At 69.0% G+C, this 16,191-nt stretch carries 13 protein-coding genes; 10 read left to right on the top strand and 3 right to left on the bottom strand.

Translation table 11 applies throughout. The features are described from left to right. The first annotated feature begins 7 nt into the window (after positions 1 to 7). From ACWF5H_RS12565 to ACWF5H_RS12520, 10 genes are all read left to right on the top strand, one after another. Positions 8 to 1,576, top strand: a complete 1,569-nt coding sequence (locus tag ACWF5H_RS12565; RefSeq protein WP_452037239.1) for a hypothetical protein — start codon at positions 8 to 10, stop codon at positions 1,574 to 1,576. Positions 1,577 to 1,656: 80 nt separating this feature from the next. Continuing rightward, positions 1,657 to 2,499, top strand: coding sequence for a thioesterase family protein (locus ACWF5H_RS12560; RefSeq protein ID WP_452037238.1), 843 nt, complete (start codon positions 1,657 to 1,659; stop codon positions 2,497 to 2,499). After that, a complete protein-coding gene (locus ACWF5H_RS12555) occupies positions 2,496 to 2,963 on the top strand; it encodes a 23S rRNA (pseudouridine(1915)-N(3))-methyltransferase RlmH (RefSeq protein WP_452037236.1) in 468 nt (155 codons plus the stop codon). Before ACWF5H_RS12560 ends, ACWF5H_RS12555 begins: the two co-directional genes overlap by 4 nt. A 2-nt stretch (positions 2,964 to 2,965) precedes the next feature. After that, entirely contained in the window at positions 2,966 to 3,583 is a 618-nt protein-coding gene (locus ACWF5H_RS12550) for a hypothetical protein (protein ID WP_452037235.1), read from the top strand. Between the two features lie 72 nt (positions 3,584 to 3,655). Beyond that, entirely contained in the window at positions 3,656 to 4,384 is a 729-nt protein-coding gene (locus ACWF5H_RS12545; RefSeq protein WP_452037234.1) for a YcnI family protein, read from the top strand. Positions 4,385 to 4,464: 80 nt separating this feature from the next. After that, a complete protein-coding gene (locus ACWF5H_RS12540) occupies positions 4,465 to 5,127 on the top strand; it encodes a DUF4232 domain-containing protein (RefSeq protein ID WP_452037370.1) in 663 nt (220 codons plus the stop codon). A gap of 74 nt (positions 5,128 to 5,201) precedes the next feature. Next, a complete protein-coding gene (locus ACWF5H_RS12535) occupies positions 5,202 to 10,241 on the top strand; it encodes an Lhr family ATP-dependent helicase (protein ID WP_452037233.1) in 5,040 nt (1,679 codons plus the stop codon). Continuing rightward, complete coding sequence (locus ACWF5H_RS12530) at positions 10,234 to 11,022, top strand: Fpg/Nei family DNA glycosylase (protein ID WP_452037232.1); 789 nt, start codon at positions 10,234 to 10,236, stop codon at positions 11,020 to 11,022. Before ACWF5H_RS12535 ends, ACWF5H_RS12530 begins: the two co-directional genes overlap by 8 nt. Positions 11,023 to 11,418: 396 nt before the next feature. Then, a complete protein-coding gene (locus ACWF5H_RS12525; protein ID WP_452037231.1) occupies positions 11,419 to 13,371 on the top strand; it encodes a DUF6541 family protein in 1,953 nt (650 codons plus the stop codon). A gap of 171 nt (positions 13,372 to 13,542) precedes the next feature. Next, positions 13,543 to 14,517 carry an RluA family pseudouridine synthase gene (locus ACWF5H_RS12520; RefSeq protein WP_452037230.1) on the top strand — a complete coding sequence of 325 codons (975 nt, stop codon included), beginning with the start codon at positions 13,543 to 13,545 and terminating at the stop codon, positions 14,515 to 14,517. Here the strand turns inward: ACWF5H_RS12520 and ACWF5H_RS12515 are convergent. From ACWF5H_RS12515 to ACWF5H_RS12505, 3 genes are all read right to left on the bottom strand, one after another. Further along, positions 14,503 to 14,982 carry a DUF4383 domain-containing protein gene (locus tag ACWF5H_RS12515; RefSeq protein ID WP_452037228.1) on the bottom strand — a complete coding sequence of 160 codons (480 nt, stop codon included), beginning with the start codon at positions 14,980 to 14,982 and terminating at the stop codon, positions 14,503 to 14,505. The genes ACWF5H_RS12520 and ACWF5H_RS12515 overlap by 15 nt on opposite strands. 126 nt (positions 14,983 to 15,108) lie before the next feature. Continuing rightward, complete coding sequence (locus ACWF5H_RS12510; RefSeq protein WP_452037227.1) at positions 15,109 to 15,510, bottom strand: hypothetical protein; 402 nt, start codon at positions 15,508 to 15,510, stop codon at positions 15,109 to 15,111. Between the two features lie 125 nt (positions 15,511 to 15,635). Beyond that, a complete protein-coding gene (locus tag ACWF5H_RS12505) occupies positions 15,636 to 16,154 on the bottom strand; it encodes an O-acetyl-ADP-ribose deacetylase (RefSeq protein ID WP_452037226.1) in 519 nt (172 codons plus the stop codon). Between the last annotated feature and the right edge of the window lie 37 nt (positions 16,155 to 16,191).

The raw sequence follows: 16,191 nt of genomic DNA, 5'->3' as shown, positions 1-16,191 counted from the left end.
AGTCCCGATGTCCATCTTCGAGAAGCATCCGACTGTTGCACTGGCCGTCGGCGCGCTCTGTCTGGCTTCCATCACCGCCTCCGGACTGGCGGCGCTGCAACTATCCGGCATGCCCATGGTCCTCCCCCGCGAACCGGCGCAGGCGGTGGCCGAGGCCGCGTCCCCGGTGGCGATCAGCGCCGTGCTCGCGGACAGCCCGGCGTCCACGTCGCTGACCGCGCTGCTGGATGAACCGCCCGCCAAGTGGAAGCCGGACGGACCGATCCAGCAAGGAGTGGCGCTGCCGGTGCCGTACTCGTGCGATGTCGGGGCGGCCCCGTCCGTGGCGCTGGCGCGTTCGTTCAAGGTGGGCAAGGTGCGCGTGCAGGTGGTCAGCGCTGCCTACACCGCCGGCCTTGGCGCCGAGGCAATGGATGACCTGCTGGATAACGCGTCCGACTGTGCCGGGAGTTCGGTCGACGTCGACGGCGAGGATCTGGACACACCCGGTGTCCAGGCACACCGGGACTACACCAATAAGAGCGGCCGCAGCATGCAGGTGGTGACCTTCCGGCGCGGGGACGTGCTGACATTCGTGGTGGGCAAGGCGGACGTTAAGCTGCGGAAGTTGGCCAAGCAGCTCGACAAGAACCTGGCCGGCACGCTGGACGGCGTTTGCGCCGACCAGCAGTCCGACGCCGGCGACGCCGCCCGCTCCCCCTGGTCGACGGACGACTACAAGCCGTTCACCCGCACCAGCACGGTGGCCATCCGCACTGTTTCACCCCCGCAGGCACCGGCCGGCGACGGCGAGCGCTCGGTGCCGATGCCGGCTCCCACGCTGAAGGTCAAGGCCGCCAAGCCGGCGGCTGAGCCGAGCTATCCCGTCTGGCCGCTGATGCCGGAGGCCCGGAAGGTGCCCAAGCCGCCCAAGAGTCCGGCGGACGAACCCGCTACCTCGGCCAAGGTCAGGGTGCTGGCCGATGACCCCGCCGGCCCGGGTTGCGGTTGGAGTTTCACCGGGATGGCGCCGGTGCCGTTCGACGCCGAAGACGCTGCGCTAGCCAACCGGGAACGCACCAGTGCCGCGGAGGAGAAGCTGGCCGGCGGCGTCGAAAAATGGCAGCAGAGCGTGCTGGACTACTGGGCCGCCTACGACCAGTACCGAACGGAGGTGAAGGAGTACAAGGACTACGCCGCCGCCGTGGCCAAGGTGAACAAGGCCTGGGACAAGATCGCGGCACAGTGGGACGACTACTGGAGGGAATATGCCGTCTACCAGCAGGCACTGGCAGAACGCTCGACCTTCTTCGCCCGCCGGGACAACGCCCAGGCCAATTACCGCGACGCCCTAGCCCAGTGCCAAGCGGACAACCGTGAAGCAGAGCAGGACTACCGCCAAGCGGAGCGGGACTATCAGGACGCCGTGGACGAAGCGGAAGACGAGGACGAGGACCCGCCGGAGCCGCCCGCGAAGCCTGCGCAGGTGGACTGTGACGCGGCGATCCAGCCGCCGAACATCCTGAACTGGGCGGCCCCGGCCGAACCTACCGCACCGGCCACCCCGGCCGATCCCCGCCCGAAAGAACAGCGCTAAAGAACAGCGCTAAGGACCAGCGTTACGCCCGCCGAGTCCGCACGCCCATGGGCCCGTTCGGATTTAGTTAGAGTGGTGGCATGGTCGATTCCACTGCCACAGCCGCCGTTGAGCACCTGGGCGCCGACGGAGGTGCGGTCCCGGACGCGTACTACGTCCGCCTGGACGGCGGCCGCTTCCATTCCACGCTGCATTCCCAGGGCGCGTGGAACGACCACGAACAGCACATGGCCCCGGCGTCGGGGCTGATGGTGCACGAACTGCTGCGCAACCATCCCCGCGCGGAGATGGTGATGAGCCGGATCAACTTCGAGATCCTGGGCATCATCCACGGCGGCGAGTTCGAGATCCAGACCCGGGTGCTTCGTCCGGGCCGGACCATCGAACTGCTGGAGGCCACTTTCACTGCCCAGGGCCGCACCGCTATCCGCGCCCAGGCCTGGCGGCTGCTGTCCGGCGACACTGCCGATGTCGCGGGGCCCGAGCATCCGGGCCTGCCGCGCCCGGACGGCTGCCCTCCGGCGCCGATGCAAAGCGTCTGGGACGGCGGCTTCATCCGCGCCACCGAGTTCCGTACCATCGCCGACCGCGGGCCCGGCAACCGCACGGTGTGGGCGCGTCCGCTGCATCCGTTGGTGCTGGGCGAGGACGTCCACCCGCTGGCCCGTTTCGTCAGCATAGTGGACACCGCGAACGGCGTGGCCGTGCGGCAGGACCCGCGCGAGTACATGTTCCCCAACCTGGACCTGTCCATCCATTTGTTCCGCCAACCGCACGGCGAGTGGACCGGCCTCGATACCCGGGTCACCTTCGGCGCCGGTGGTGTGGGCATGACCGACACAGAGCTGTTCGATGAACAGGGTCCGGTGGGCCGGGCCGCGCAGATCCTGACCGTCCGCAAGTTCCCGGCAGCCGGCGGATGAGCCTGCGCATCCTCACCATCGGACGCAAGCACGAGGCGTGGGTGGCGGAGGGAATCGACCGCTACGAAAAGCGGATGAAGAAGCCCTTCGACGTCACCTGGCAACCCATTCCGCATTCTTCCCGGGAGCATGATGCCGCCCGACGGGAAGAGTCCGAAACCCTGCTGGCCAAGCTCGCCGGCAAGCACGCGAACGACTTCGTGATCCTGCTGGACGAGCGCGGCAAGAACATTGACTCGCCCACGCTGGCGCGCACCCTTCAGCAGCCGCTGGACAGCTCCCGCAACGTCACGCTGATCATCGGCGGCGCCTACGGCGTGGACGACTCGATCCACCGCCGCGCAGACTTTGTCTGGTCCCTGTCCAAACTGGTCTTTCCGCACCAACTGGTCCGGCTGATCGTCATGGAGCAGCTCTACCGCGCCCAAGAGATTGCCGGCGGACGCCCCTACCACCATGAATGACCATGGGTAACGCCCTGCGCTTCGGCCGGTCGGCAGTCGTTGCTGCCGCGGTGCTCTGCCTCGCCGCCGCGGCACATACTGCCGCCGGCGGCACCTTGCCGCCCCCCGCCGTCGTACTGGCACTGGGCGCGCTGACCTGGCTTCCGGTGATGATGCTGGCCGGGCGCAGGCTGGAACCGGGAACCATCCTGGCGGTCCTCGCCGGTGGGCAGCTGGCCCTGCACCAAGCCTTTGAACTGTTCGGCACGGTCCAGTGCGCGCCGTCCGAAGTGGCCGAACACGCCGGCCACGCCGGCCACGCGGGCCATGCCGGCCATGCGGCCGTGGCGCTGGACTGTGTGGCCGCATCGCACGCCGGCAATTCGCCGGGCATGCTCGCCGCTCACTTGCTGGCCACCGCGCTGACCGCTCTGATGCTGGCCCGCGGCGAGGCCGCGCTCTGGGCACTGGCCGCCTGGCTCCGTCCCCTGGTCCAGCTGCCCGCCGTCCCCGTGGCGCCCGTCCGTGCGTCATTGCCGCTTTCGGAGCAGGGTCCGGTGCCCCTGCACACCGCGTATCTGGTCACGGTGGTGCCGCTGCGCGGACCGCCGGTGCCGGTGAGTGTTCCGCTTCCGGGCTGACGCCCGCTGTTAATTCCCACTTCTTCCGGTGCTGTGGCCCATCCTGCCCAGCGCCTCTTGAAAGGCACCCTAGTGAAAACCATCCATCGCACTTCCCTCCGTTCCGTCCTCGCCGCCGGAGCCACTGCCGGCCTGCTGGCCGCCGGCGCCGGCGCAGCCTCCGCGCATGTCGGTGTCACCCCGGAGGACAACGCCGCCGGCGGCAGCTCGGTGCTGACCTTCGCCTTCGCCCACGGCTGCGAGGGCTCGCCGACCAGCAAGATCGCCATCTCGCTGCCCGACCAACTGGACGACGCCACGCCCACCGTGCACCCCGGCTGGGACGTGGAGAAGGTCAGCGAAACCCTCGATACGCCAAAGACGCTGGACAGCGGAGCCACCGTGACCGAGCGGGTCAGCCAGATTGTCTACACCGCCAAGGAACCGGTGGCCGACGAGCTGCGCGACACGCTGCAGCTGCAGGTGCTGCTGCCCGAATCCGCCGGCGAGACCCTGGCCTTCCCCGTCCTGCAGACCTGCGAGAAGGGCGAGACCAACTGGGCCGAACTCCCGGCGGAGGGCCAGGACCCGCATGAACTGGAGTCCCCGGCCCCCTCGTTCGTGATTGGCGCAGCTTCCGCCGAGAGCCACGGAGGGCACGACGGCGGTGCCTCCGACGATGCGCAGGCCGCCGAAGCGTCGGGCAGCGGAGCATCGGGCACCGACGCGGCGACGGTGGCCGGCTGGGCCGGACTCGGCGCCGGCGTACTGGGCCTGGCGGCCGGCGTCACCGCCCTGGCCAGGACGCGCAAGAAGGGCTGATCCGTAGAGATGTAGTGCCGCCTCCGGCCGGTGGGATGTTCGTTGCGGACAACCACCGGCCGGAGGTGTTTAATGTGAGCATGATGAATCGTTTCCGGTTGAGGCCGGCCGCCGCGGCCCTCTTCATTGGCTCCGCAATGCTGCTGGCCGGCTGCGGCCAAGCGGGACCGGGAGCCGGCACCGCACCGGCATCCGCCGGGCCGGCGGGCAGCGCATCGCCGTCGTCCTCTGCACCGGCGCCGGAGACCGAAAGCGCCGCGGAAACCGAAAGCCCCGCCGCGTCGCCGGAGGCCAGCAGCAGCGCCGATGCCGGCACCGGTGACGGGTCCTGCAGCGCCGGCCAACTGGCCGCTGCCATTGAAACCGAACCCGGCGGCGGCGCCGCGGGCAGCGTTTACCGCACACTGGTGCTCACCAACACCGGCGACAAGTCCTGCACGCTGGCCGGCTACCCCGGTGTCTCCTACATCGATGCCAAGGGCAAGCAGGTCGGCGCCCCGGCTGACCGGGACCCGGACGCCAAGAAGGTCACCGTCACATTGGCGCCGGGCGGCACCGCCGCGGCGCAGTTGCGGCAGACCAACGCACAGAACTACGGCGAAGAATGTGGGCTCACGGACGTGGCGGGGGTCAAGGTTTACCCGCCAAACCGCAAGGATTCGCTGATTGCTGAGCAGGATACCGTCGGCTGCTCGGACGACTCGGTGGTGCTGATGACGGTGGGAACGGTCCAGGCCCCCTAACCGGGTCCGTAGCCGGTTCTGCCGCCGCGGAACTGCACGCTGTGGGCGCCGGGCGTTAGGCTCAAACCATCGGTATGACGACGTCTGTGCTCGAACGCTTCAGTCCGGCGACCCGCGAGTGGTTCGCCGGTGCGTTCAGCGCGCCCACCGACGCGCAGACCGGCGCCTGGAACGCCATCTCCGCCGGTTCCCACGCCCTGGTGGTGGCGCCGACCGGTTCCGGCAAGACGTTGGCGGCCTTCCTCTGGGCGCTGGACACCTTCATCTCCACCGCGGAGGCAGAACCGGAGCTCCCGCTCGAGGTCCCGCAGCCGGCGCGCAAGCGCGGACGGGGCGGCCAGCGGGAATCCCGCGGCACCCGCGTGCTCTACATTTCGCCGCTGAAGGCGCTGGGCGTGGACGTGGAGCGGAACCTGCGCGCGCCGCTGATCGGCATCACCCAAACCGCCAAACGGCTGGGACTGCCCGCCCCGTCCATCACGGTGGGCGTCCGTTCCGGCGACACTCCGGCCAACGAGCGCCGCCGGCTGCTCACGCATCCGCCGGACATCCTGATCACCACCCCGGAATCGCTGTTCCTGATGCTGACGTCCAAGGCACGGGAGACCCTTGCCTCGGTGGACACCGTGATCATCGATGAAGTGCACGCCGTGGCCGGGACCAAACGCGGCGCGCACCTGGCGGTCACGCTGGAACGGCTGGACGCGGTGCTGACGCGGCCGGCCCAGCGGATCGGTCTCTCCGCCACGGTGGAGCCGTTGGATACCGTTGCCCGCTTCTTGGGCGGCAACGCACCGGTGGAGATTGTCGCCCCGCCCGCCAAGAAGTCGTGGGACCTGACGGTCACCGTCCCGGTGGAGGACATGACGGCGCTGGCCTCGCCCAGCCAGGAAGAACTGGGCCCGGGCGCGCAGCCAGCGTCCATCTGGCCGCATGTCGAAGAGAAGATCGTCGACCTGATCGCCGAGAACCAATCCACCATCGTCTTCGCCAATTCCCGCCGACTGGCCGAACGGCTCACTGCCCGGTTCAACGAAATCTGGAGCGAACGCCAGGCCCTGTCCCTGGCCGGCGACGACGTCTGGGACACTGCACCCGGCCAGGGCACCGACTCCGGGTCCGGTACCGTCACCGCTAACGAGACCAAGCCGCCGGCCCAGATCATGGCGCAGGCCGGATCGATGTCCGGGGCGGACATGGTGCTGGCCCGCGCCCATCACGGCTCGGTCAGCAAGGAAGCCCGCGCCGAGATCGAAGACGACCTCAAGTCCGGCCGGCTGCGCTGCGTGGTGGCCACCTCCAGCCTGGAACTCGGCATCGACATGGGTGCCGTGGACCTGGTGGTGCAGGTGGAATCACCGCAGTCGGTCGCGAGCGGCCTGCAGCGGGTGGGCCGTGCCGGGCACCAGGTCGGCGAAACCTCGCAGGGCGTGCTGTTCCCCAAACACCGGCAGGACCTGGTCAACACCACGGTCACGGTGGAGCGGATGCTCGCCGGCCGGATCGAGCCGCTGTTCATCCCGGCGAACCCACTGGACATCCTCGCCCAGCAGACCGTGGCGGCCACGGCGCTCGGTGCCGTCGATGTGGAGGAATGGTTCGACGTCGTGCGCAAATCCGCGCCCTTCGCCACGCTGCCGCGCTCCGCCTACGAGGCCACGCTGGACCTGCTGGCCGGGCGCTACCCCAGCGACGAATTCGCGGAACTGCGGCCGCGCATCGTCTGGGACCGGCTTGCCGGCACCATCACCGGCCGCCCGGGCGCACAGCGGCTGGCGGTGACCTCCGGCGGAACCATTCCGGACCGCGGGCTGTTCGGCGTCTACCTGGTGGGGTCCGAGGACGAGAAGAACCGAGGCGGCCGCCGGGTCGGCGAACTGGACGAGGAGATGGTCTACGAGTCCCGCGTGGGCGACGTTTTCGCGCTGGGCGCCACCAGCTGGCGGATTGAGGACATCACCTATGACCGGGTGCTGGTCTCGCCGGCCTTCGGGCAGCCGGGCAAGCTGCCGTTCTGGAAGGGCGATTCGTTGGGGCGGCCGGTGGAACTCGGGCGCGCGCTGGGCCGTTTTGTCCGGGAACTGTCCGGTACCGCTGAGGAACCGGCGCGCGAGCGGCTGGCCGGGGCAGGGCTGGACGATTGGGCCGCGGGGAATCTGCTGGCCTATCTCACCGAACAGCAGCAGGCCACCAACGACGTTCCCAACGACCGCACGCTAGTGGTGGAGCGGTTCCACGACGAGCTCGGCGACTGGCGGGTGGTGCTGCACAGCCCGTTCGGCATGCCGGTCCACGCTCCGTGGGCGCTGGCCGTCGGCGCACGGCTGCATCAACGCTACGGGCTGGACGGCTCCGCGATGGCCGCCGACGACGGCATTGTGCTGCGCGTGCCGATGATGGAGGACGAGCCGCCTGGTGCCGAGCTGTTCCTCTTCGACCCCGAGGAACTGGACCAGATTGTCACCGCGGAGGTGGGCGGTTCGGCGCTCTTCGCCTCGCGCTTTCGCGAATGCGCCGCACGTGCGCTGCTGCTGCCGCGGCAGAACCCGGGCAAGCGCAGCCCGCTCTGGCAGCAGCGCCAGCGCTCGGCCCAACTGCTGGATGTGGCGCGCAAGTATCCGACGTTCCCGATCATCCTGGAGACGGTGCGCGAGTGCCTGCAGGATGTCTACGACCTGCCCGCGCTCAAGGACATTGCCGCTGGCATCGAACGCCGCGAGCTGCGTCTCGTGGAGACCACCACGCAGCAGCCCTCGCCGTTCGCGCGTTCGCTGCTCTTCGGTTACGTGGCCAGCTTCCTCTACGAGGGCGACTCCCCGCTGGCCGAACGCCGGGCGGCGGCGCTCTCCCTGGATCCGGGCCTGCTCAACGACCTGCTGGGCCGCGCCGAACTGCGCGAACTGCTGGACGAGGGCATCATCGCCCAGACGGAACAGGAACTGCAGCGGCTCACCGAGGACCGCAAGGTCAAGGGCGCGGAAGGCATCGCGGACCTGCTGCGCCTGCTGGGGCCACTCACGACGGCGGAGATCGCCGCCCGCCTCCAGCCTGCCGCCCCGGTGGTCGACCAAGCGAGCGCCAGCGAGCGCGCGGAGACCGGGTCTCTACTCGGCGCCGGCGCGCCTCCATCGACCACCGAAAACGACCACCCGGTGGTCGACCAAGCGAGCGCCAGCACCCCGGTGGTCGACCAAGTGAGCGCCAGCGAGCGCGTGGAGACCGGGTCTCTACTCGGCTCCGGCGTGCCTCCATCGACCACCGGCACCGCCCCGCCTCCTTCAACCACCGAGGTCGAACCCCTGCTGGCCGAACTGGCCAAGGCCAACCGCGCCCTGAAGGTGGGCGTGGCCGGCGTCGAGCGCTGGGCCGCGGTGGAAGACGCCGCCCGGCTGCGGGATGCCCTCGGCGTCCCGCTGCCGGTGGGCGTGCCGCTGGCTTTCATCGAGCCGGTGGCCGACCCGCTCGGCGACCTGGTCAGCCGCTACGCCCGCACCCACGGGCCGTTCACCGCCGCAGAGTGCGCCCGCCGGCTGGGGCTGGGCGCCGCCGTCGTGCTTACGGCGTTGCAGCGCCTGCTCAAGGACGGCCGGGTGGTGGAAGGCGAATTCCGCCCCGGCGGCGCGCCGGACGCTGACGACGGCGGCACCGCGACCGGCGGGGAACGGGCTCCGATCGGTGCGCCGGACCAGCGCCAGACCGAGTGGTGCGATGTCGAGGTGCTGCGCAAGATCCGCCGCCGATCTCTGGCGGCGCTGCGCCGGGAAGTCGAACCGGTTGACCCGGCCACCTACGGCCGATTCCTCCCGGCCTGGCAGAACGTCGGAGCCAAGCTGCGCGGGCTGGACGGCGTGGTCACGGTGGTGGACCAACTCTCCGGGGTTCCCATCCCGGCGTCGGCGTGGGAACCGCTCATCCTTGCGTCGCGCGTGTCCGACTACACGCCAGCCATGCTGGACGAGCTGACCGCCACCGGCGAAATCCTGATCGCCGGTGCGGGCTCGATGCCCGGCAACGACGGCTGGATCAGCCTGCACCTGGCGGACACCGCGCCGCTGACGCTGAATCCGCAATCCGATTTCGAGCCCAGTGTGCTGCAGTACGAACTGCTGAGCGCACTCTCCGGCGCCGGAGGCTACGGCGGCGCCTACTTCTTCCGGCAGCTCTCCGATGTGCTGGCGGCCAACGGCACCCAGCCGGGGGACGACGCCGTCGTCAGCGCGCTGTGGGACTTGCTCTGGGCCGGCCGGATCACCAACGACACGTTCGCCCCGGTGCGGACGCTGCTGGCCGGCGGCACCACGGCCCACCGGCAGCGCAACGCGCCGCCGCGGTCCCGGTCGGCCCGGCTGGGACGGATCGGACGCATGCACGGACTGAGCGGGGCCGGCCTGCGTCCGGGCATCGGGGCCGCCGCGGACGCCGCCGCGGGCCGACCGCGGACCGCACCGCCGATCGCCGCCGGCCGCTGGTCCCTGCTGCCGGCGCCGGAGGCCGATGCCACCGTGCGGGCACACGCCACCGCCGAACTGCTGTTGGACCGCTACGGCGTGGTCACCCGCGGCTCGGTCGCCGCCGAATCGGTGCCTGGCGGCTTCGGCCTGATGTACAAGGTGCTGGGCAAGCTGGAGGAGACCGGCCGCTGCCGCCGCGGCTACTTCATCGAGCATCTGGGGGCGGCCCAGTTCGCTGTCTCCCCTACGGTGGACCGGCTGCGTTCCTTCAGCCGCGATGCGCAACTGGGTGAGCAGGCGCCGTCGGCCGTGGCATTGGCTGCGACCGACCCCGCCAATCCCTACGGCGCGGCGCTGGCCTGGCCCGCGCAGGAATCCGGCCACCGGCCGGGGCGCAAGGCGGGCGCCCTAGTGGTGCTGGTGGACGGCGAGCTGGCACTGTATTCCGAACGCGGCGGCAAGACGCTGCTGGCCTTCACCGAGGACGAGGAGTTGCTGGCGATGTGCGGCCGGGCCCTGGTGCAGGTGATCCGGCGCGGCGCCGCGGACAAGATGGCGGTGGAGAAGGTCAATGGCGGCCCCATCCTGGACACGCCGCTGGCCCGCGCGCTGATGGACGCCGGCTTCTATTCCACTCCGCGGGGATTGAGGTTCCGTGCCTGAGGGCGACACCGTCTGGCGAGCCGCCCGGCGACTTCACGCGGCGCTGGCCGGGCAGGCGCTGACCGGCAGCGACTTCCGGGTGCCGCGCTATGCCACGCTGGACTTGTCCGGGCAGACCGTGGACGAGGTCCGCTCCCGCGGCAAGCACCTGCTGATGCGGGTCGGCGCGCTGACCGTGCACTCGCATCTGGGCATGGATGGCAGCTGGCAGGTCTACCAGCCCGGCGAGCGCTGGCGGAAACCCGCCTTCCAGGCCCGCCTCATCCTCTCTACCAGCACGACGACGGCGGTGGGCTTCGCGCTGGCCGCGCTCGACGTGGTGCCGCGGGCCGACGAGGACCAACTGGTGGGGCACCTGGGGCCGGACCTGCTGGGGCCGGACTGGGACGCAGACGAAGCCCTGCGGCGGCTGCGCCAGGAGCCCGACCGGCCGATCGGGCTGGCCCTGCTCGATCAGCGCAATCTCGCCGGGATCGGCAACGTCTACCGCTGCGAGCTCTGTTTCATTGCCCGGGTGCACCCGTCCACGCCGGTGGGCCAGGTGCCGGATCTCCCGGCCATGGTGTTGAAGTCCAAGCAGCTGCTGGAGGTCAATAAGGAGCGCAGCAGGCGCAGCACCATCGGGTCACCTGCCCGCGGCGAATCGTTCTGGGTCTATGGCCGGGCCCGCCGTCCCTGCGGACGCTGCGGCACCCCGATCGCCCACGACCTCCAGGGCAATACCGAGGCCGACCAGCGCGACGTCTACTTCTGCCCGCACTGCCAGCCGCTTGCTTCCTGAAGGGGCTGGATCACGCGCTCGCGGAGGCCTCTTGGCCGCCGCTTGGCAGGCCTATGCCGGAACCCGGCGCCCCGGTGCCGGCCCTCGGCAGCCCCAGCGCCGGCCCTCGGCGCCCCAGGTCAGTGGCTGCCGTCGAGATCACCCTCCGCAACCCCCGACGTCGTGTCGAGATCACCACCTGGCGTCCAGATCGGGGATTATGCGGGGAGATCTCGGCGCGTTCCCCCGACCTCGTGGAGCCGTCCGTCCGAGGATCCACCCCGGCGGCGGCGGATCTCCCCCGGCCGCTCAGATCTGCCGCGGCCGCTAAGCCCGCGCAACCCTTTGCCCGCCGTCGCGGCGTCGGCCGCGCGGTACGAACCGTAATATGGTGACGACAACAGACGAAGGGGGCCCATGAGCTGGCTGCAGACGATTCCGGCGGTGCTGGTGGCCATCGTCCTCGTCTTCGGACCCGGCCTGCTGTGGGGCGCCGTGCTCGGCTTGCGCCGGTTGTCCCTGGTGGCATTGGCCGGCCCGTTCGGCGTCACCGCCATCGTGCTCGCCGCCGAACTCGGGCGTCTGGTCGGCCTGCGCTGGGCCTGGCCCCAACTGCTGGCCGTCACCGTCATTGTCGCCGCCATGCTCTGGCTGCTCCGCCGCAGCCTGGGCCACCGGTTGCACCGGGATCCCGAGAGGCCGAACGTCCCGGCTCCCTGGCGCTCGGTGGCGCTGGCTTGGGCGGTCTCCGCGGTGCCGCTGGCCGCAGCGATGATCTTTATCTTCGGTGCCCCGGACAACATCGCGCAGTCGCACGACAACATCTTCCATCTCAACGCGCTGCGCTACATTTCCGACTCGGGTAACGCTTCCTCGCTGACACTGGGCTATCTGGGCACCACCGACCGGGGCGTGTTCTACCCGGCGGGCTGGCACGACGTGGTCTCGCTAGTGATGATCACTGCCGGGCTGCAGCCGGCGTCCGCCATCAACATCACCAACCTGGTGCTGATCACCGGTATCTGGAGCACCGGCTGCCTGTTCATGGTCAGCCGGATCACCGGCGAGCGCACCATGCCGCTGCTGGTCGCTGCCGTGGTTTCGCTCTCCTACAGCAGCTTCCCCTACCTGCTGCTGGAATTCGGCGTCGTCTATCCGTTCATGCTCTCCATCGCCATGCTGCCGGCCGCCTTGGGCGTGGTGTTCCAGCTGCTCCGCCTGGGCGTGCACACCCGCGTGTCCACCGAAGGCAACGTGCTGCTGCTAATCGGGCTGCTGCCGGGCATGGCGCTGTCCCATCCGGCCACGATCATGGGGCTGCTGGCGCTCTCCGTGCCGCCGGTCGTCGCGGCCGCCTACCCGGCACTGCGCGCCACAGAACAACGACGGCGGCTGCGCGCCTGGCTGGGCACCGGCGCCTTTCTGGTGGTGCTGGTGGCGCTGTGGATCACCCTGCGCCCGGCCCGCAGCAGCAGCGCCAACTGGGACAACATGGGCAATGCCGCGGCGGCGCTGGGCGAGGTGCTGCTGAATTCGCCGCTTAGCCGACCCATTTCCATTCTGGCGACCATCTTGACCATCGTGGGCGCCGCCGTCGTGTTCAACCTGCGTAAAAACCGCTTTGCGCTGGGGATGTATGCGGTGGGCGCTGCCCTGTACGTGATCGGCAACCTGCAGGCGGTGCCCGCCCTGCGCTGGTGGGTGGCCGGCATTTGGTACAACGATTTCTTCCGCATCAGCGCCATGCTCCCGGTGGCCGGCCTGCTGATAGCATCCATCGGCGGTGTGGCGCTGGCAGGAACGGCGCGCTCCTTCTTCCGGGCCTCGCTGGCCCGCCGCGAGAAGAAGGCGCCGGCGTGGATCCGCCCCGCCGCCACCGGCGTGCTGGTGGTCATCAGTCTCGCGGTAGTGCCTATGTTCGCGGTGCAGCGAGGCATCTCGGAAGCCGCCGCCAAGTACCGGTTTTCGGACCGTTCGCAGTTGCTCACCCTCGACGAGCTCGCGCTGATCAAGCGGATTCCCGACCGGGTCCCCGAAGATGCTGTGATCGCCGGTGACCCGCTGACCGGGGCCTCGCTGTCCTACGCCTATACCGGCCGCCGCGCGCTGGTCCCTTCGGGAACCACGTCCCCCAGCGTGGAGGGCAAGCTGATCATGGACAAGCTGGACGAGATGCGGACCGATCCTGCGGTCTGCCCTGCCGTGGAGTCACAAAACGTCCAGTTCGTGCTGGACTTCGGCAACCGTTCCGTCCACCCCGGCGAGAAATCCTCGGTGCCGGGCCTGCAGGAGCTGACCGAGGCCAACGGCTTCAAACTGGTGGACTCCGAAGGCGATGCGAAGCTCTATCAGATCACCGGTTGTCCCTGAACCGTTCCGGTTCCAATCCGGAGCCCGTTCCATACCGGTGCCGGTTCTCGGGCGTCGGGGTCCGTCCGCGTCCCGGTTCCGCCGCCAGGGCCGGTTCCGCCGCAGGGCCGGGGTGGGGCGTGCACCGGTGCCGGTTCTCGGGCGTCGGTCAGCCGGTACCCTTGATGGGTGATGGAATCCCCGCTCCCGGTGCGCGACGGCGTCAACGCCACCCGCTTGCGCCTGCCCGGCGAGGGCCCGTGGGAAACGGCGATGGACTACATGCTGCACCGCTGGGGCCACGTGGATCCGGACGGCATCATGGACCGGTTCGACCGGGGCGAGATCGTGGGCGAGGGCGGCACCGTGCTCAGCCGGACCACTCCGCTGGATGCCCACACCTTCATTTGGTACTACCGCACCTTGCCCCGGGAAAAGCGGCTGCCGGTGGAGATCAACATCCTGCACCAGGACGAGAACATCCTGGTGGTGGACAAGCCCCACTTCCTGCCCACCACCCCCGGCGGCACGTACATCCAGGAGTCTGCGCTGGTCCGGCTGCGCCGCCAACTGGATATCCCGGACCTGATTCCCATGCACCGGCTGGACCGCCTCACCGCCGGGGTGCTGCTCTTTTCCACCAACCCCGCCACCCGCGGCAAATACCAGGTGCTGTTCGAAAAGCGCCTGGTGCAGAAGGAATACGAGGCCATCGCGCCGGTGGATCCGCAGCTGCAGTTTCCGCAGACGGTGCGGAACCGGATGACCAAGTCCCGCACCTACCTGCTGGCCCAAGTGGTCGACGGCGAACCCAACACCGAAACCCGGATCGAGCTGCTGGAACAGCGCGGAAGGATGGGCCGCTACAAACTCGAACCGCATACCGGAAAGACCCACCAGCTGCGCGTACACCTGGCTTCGCTGGGCATCGGCATCCTGCACGACCCCTTCTACCCAGTGTTGCTGGACCAGGCCCCCGACGACTTTGAGCGGCCGCTGCAACTGTTGGCCCGTGGGATCTCGTTTACCGACCCGATCAGCGGCGAACCGGTGGAATACCGGAGCCGGCTGGAGTTATCCGAGTGGCCGGTCCGAGGCCCCGCCCACGCGGGGGACGCTGGCGACGCCTCGAAGCATGGATTGTTTGGATCATTAGGCGCGGCCTGAAGCGGTACCTTGCACGTGCGTCTCCCGCCTACGGGTCAGCAGCAGTCCCAGGGCAAGCATGACCACGCCCAGGATGAGGTGCAGCCAGTTGTCGGCTGAGTTCAGGGGCACGAAGTTTGCGGTGCTCTGCTGGTCAATGAACAGTCCGTACAGCCAGAGGACCAAGTAGATCACACCGCCCCACACCAGGTAGTTGCGCGCACCTGGGATGGTTCGGGCCAGAACCAGTCCCGCGATACCGAACAAGAGATGGACGATGTTGTGCAGGATGGAAACTTGGAAAACACCCAGCAGCATCGCCTCGGAATGGTGCCCTGCGGCCATCATCTGGTCGTAGTTTGAGGTGATCCCGGGGATGAAGCCCAGGATGCCCACCAGCAAAAAGACGGCGCCAAAGATCATCGCCGCCAACTGGACAGGAGTCCTGCCCGCACGGCGGGTCTGGACGTTGCGCTCAGCGGTCATGGCAATCTTCCCGTCTGGCGCCGTCAGCCAGCCTGGGCCTTGCGGCGCCGGTAGATGTGGCTCTTGACAGACACAACGATACAATAAGGCTGCTTAGGAGTTAAGAGGGGCCCGCCCGACCCGGAATCAGCCCGCGCCCAACGTCTCGCTGTAAGCGCCGGCTTCGGCGAGCGGATCCAACGCCATGACAGCCAGCGGCTCCCACCTGCCGTCAACATGGAATGCCAGCGTCCGGGCATCCGGCGACGGCACGCCTTCGAACACCACGCTGACGATGTCCTCAAGGTCCCGATCCCCGCTGACCTCGTAGAGTTGCGTGAAACAGCGCCCGGTGTCATCCACTGCGGTCATCTGCGCGCGGGCCAACAGCCAGGAAACCAATGGATCCTCACCGCGGAAGCGCGCGATGATCCGGTTGGGCAGCAACTCAACAATCGTCAGCGTCAGGGTCCGTTCGGCATCCCAGCGGCACGGCACGTTACAGAGAATGGTCACGGCGCCGGACAAACCGTAGGACTCGTTCCCCATGCGAATACAGCTCCCCCAGAAACGAACATCAGGACGGTCCTCGACCGCTTGCGTCAATACTAAGCAGACTGTTCAGCGGGAGGGAAATGGATTCTGGTGCCGTGACGTCGGCGGGCGGCGCAGTGCTAACCCAACAATTCCAAGTGCACCCGGCGGAAGGTCTCTGCGAGCCCGGCAGAGAACAGCACGAATTCGACCACCTGCAGACCGCCGTCGTACTCCAAGACCTGGCCGATCCCCCGGCGCGCGACAGTCTCCGCATCCCAGCCGTACACGCCCGCGCCGATCGCCGGGAAGGCCAGCGTCTCGGCTCGCAATTCATCGGCGACCCGCAGCGATTCGCGGAAACATCCGGCCAGCAGTTCCGGGTCGGTCTGGCCGGCGCGTCGGTTGGGCCCCACCGTGTGGATCACCCATTTGGCCGGCAGGAAGTACCCCTCGGTGGCAGCCGCTTGGCCGGGCGGCAGTCCGTCCGGCAGATCGGTGGCGCGCAGTCGGCGGCATGCTTGAAGCAATTGCGGGCCGGCTGCCGCGTGGATGGCTCCGTCCACGCCGCCACCGCCTAGCAGGCTGGAGTTGGCGGCGTTTACGATGGCGTCCACCTGACGCTGGGTGATGTCGCCTTCGAGGATGCGGATCTCCACGTTTGCCAGTCTGCCACCGGGTGGCAATTCCCGATAG

The organism is Arthrobacter sp. NPDC055138 (genome assembly GCF_053607305.1).
Note: the sequence above shows the minus strand (reverse complement) of the source record. Positions and strands in the feature narration are given on the sequence as shown.

Excerpts from the sequence above, each read along its gene's own strand:
- ACWF5H_RS12565 (WP_452037239.1), top strand. The coding sequence starts at position 8 with ATGTCCATCTTCGAGAAGCATCCGACTGTTGCACTGGCCGTCGGCGCG.
- ACWF5H_RS12560 (WP_452037238.1), top strand. The coding sequence starts at position 1,657 with ATGGTCGATTCCACTGCCACAGCCGCCGTTGAGCACCTGGGCGCCGAC.
- ACWF5H_RS12555 (WP_452037236.1), top strand. The coding sequence starts at position 2,496 with ATGAGCCTGCGCATCCTCACCATCGGACGCAAGCACGAGGCGTGGGTG.
- ACWF5H_RS12550 (WP_452037235.1), top strand. The coding sequence starts at position 2,966 with ATGGGTAACGCCCTGCGCTTCGGCCGGTCGGCAGTCGTTGCTGCCGCG.
- ACWF5H_RS12540 (WP_452037370.1), top strand. The coding sequence starts at position 4,465 with ATGATGAATCGTTTCCGGTTGAGGCCGGCCGCCGCGGCCCTCTTCATT.
- ACWF5H_RS12535 (WP_452037233.1), top strand. The coding sequence starts at position 5,202 with ATGACGACGTCTGTGCTCGAACGCTTCAGTCCGGCGACCCGCGAGTGG.
- ACWF5H_RS12525 (WP_452037231.1), top strand. The coding sequence starts at position 11,419 with ATGAGCTGGCTGCAGACGATTCCGGCGGTGCTGGTGGCCATCGTCCTC.
- ACWF5H_RS12520 (WP_452037230.1), top strand. The coding sequence starts at position 13,543 with ATGGAATCCCCGCTCCCGGTGCGCGACGGCGTCAACGCCACCCGCTTG.
- ACWF5H_RS12515 (WP_452037228.1), bottom strand. The coding sequence starts at position 14,982 with ATGACCGCTGAGCGCAACGTCCAGACCCGCCGTGCGGGCAGGACTCCT.
- ACWF5H_RS12510 (WP_452037227.1), bottom strand. The coding sequence starts at position 15,510 with ATGGGGAACGAGTCCTACGGTTTGTCCGGCGCCGTGACCATTCTCTGT.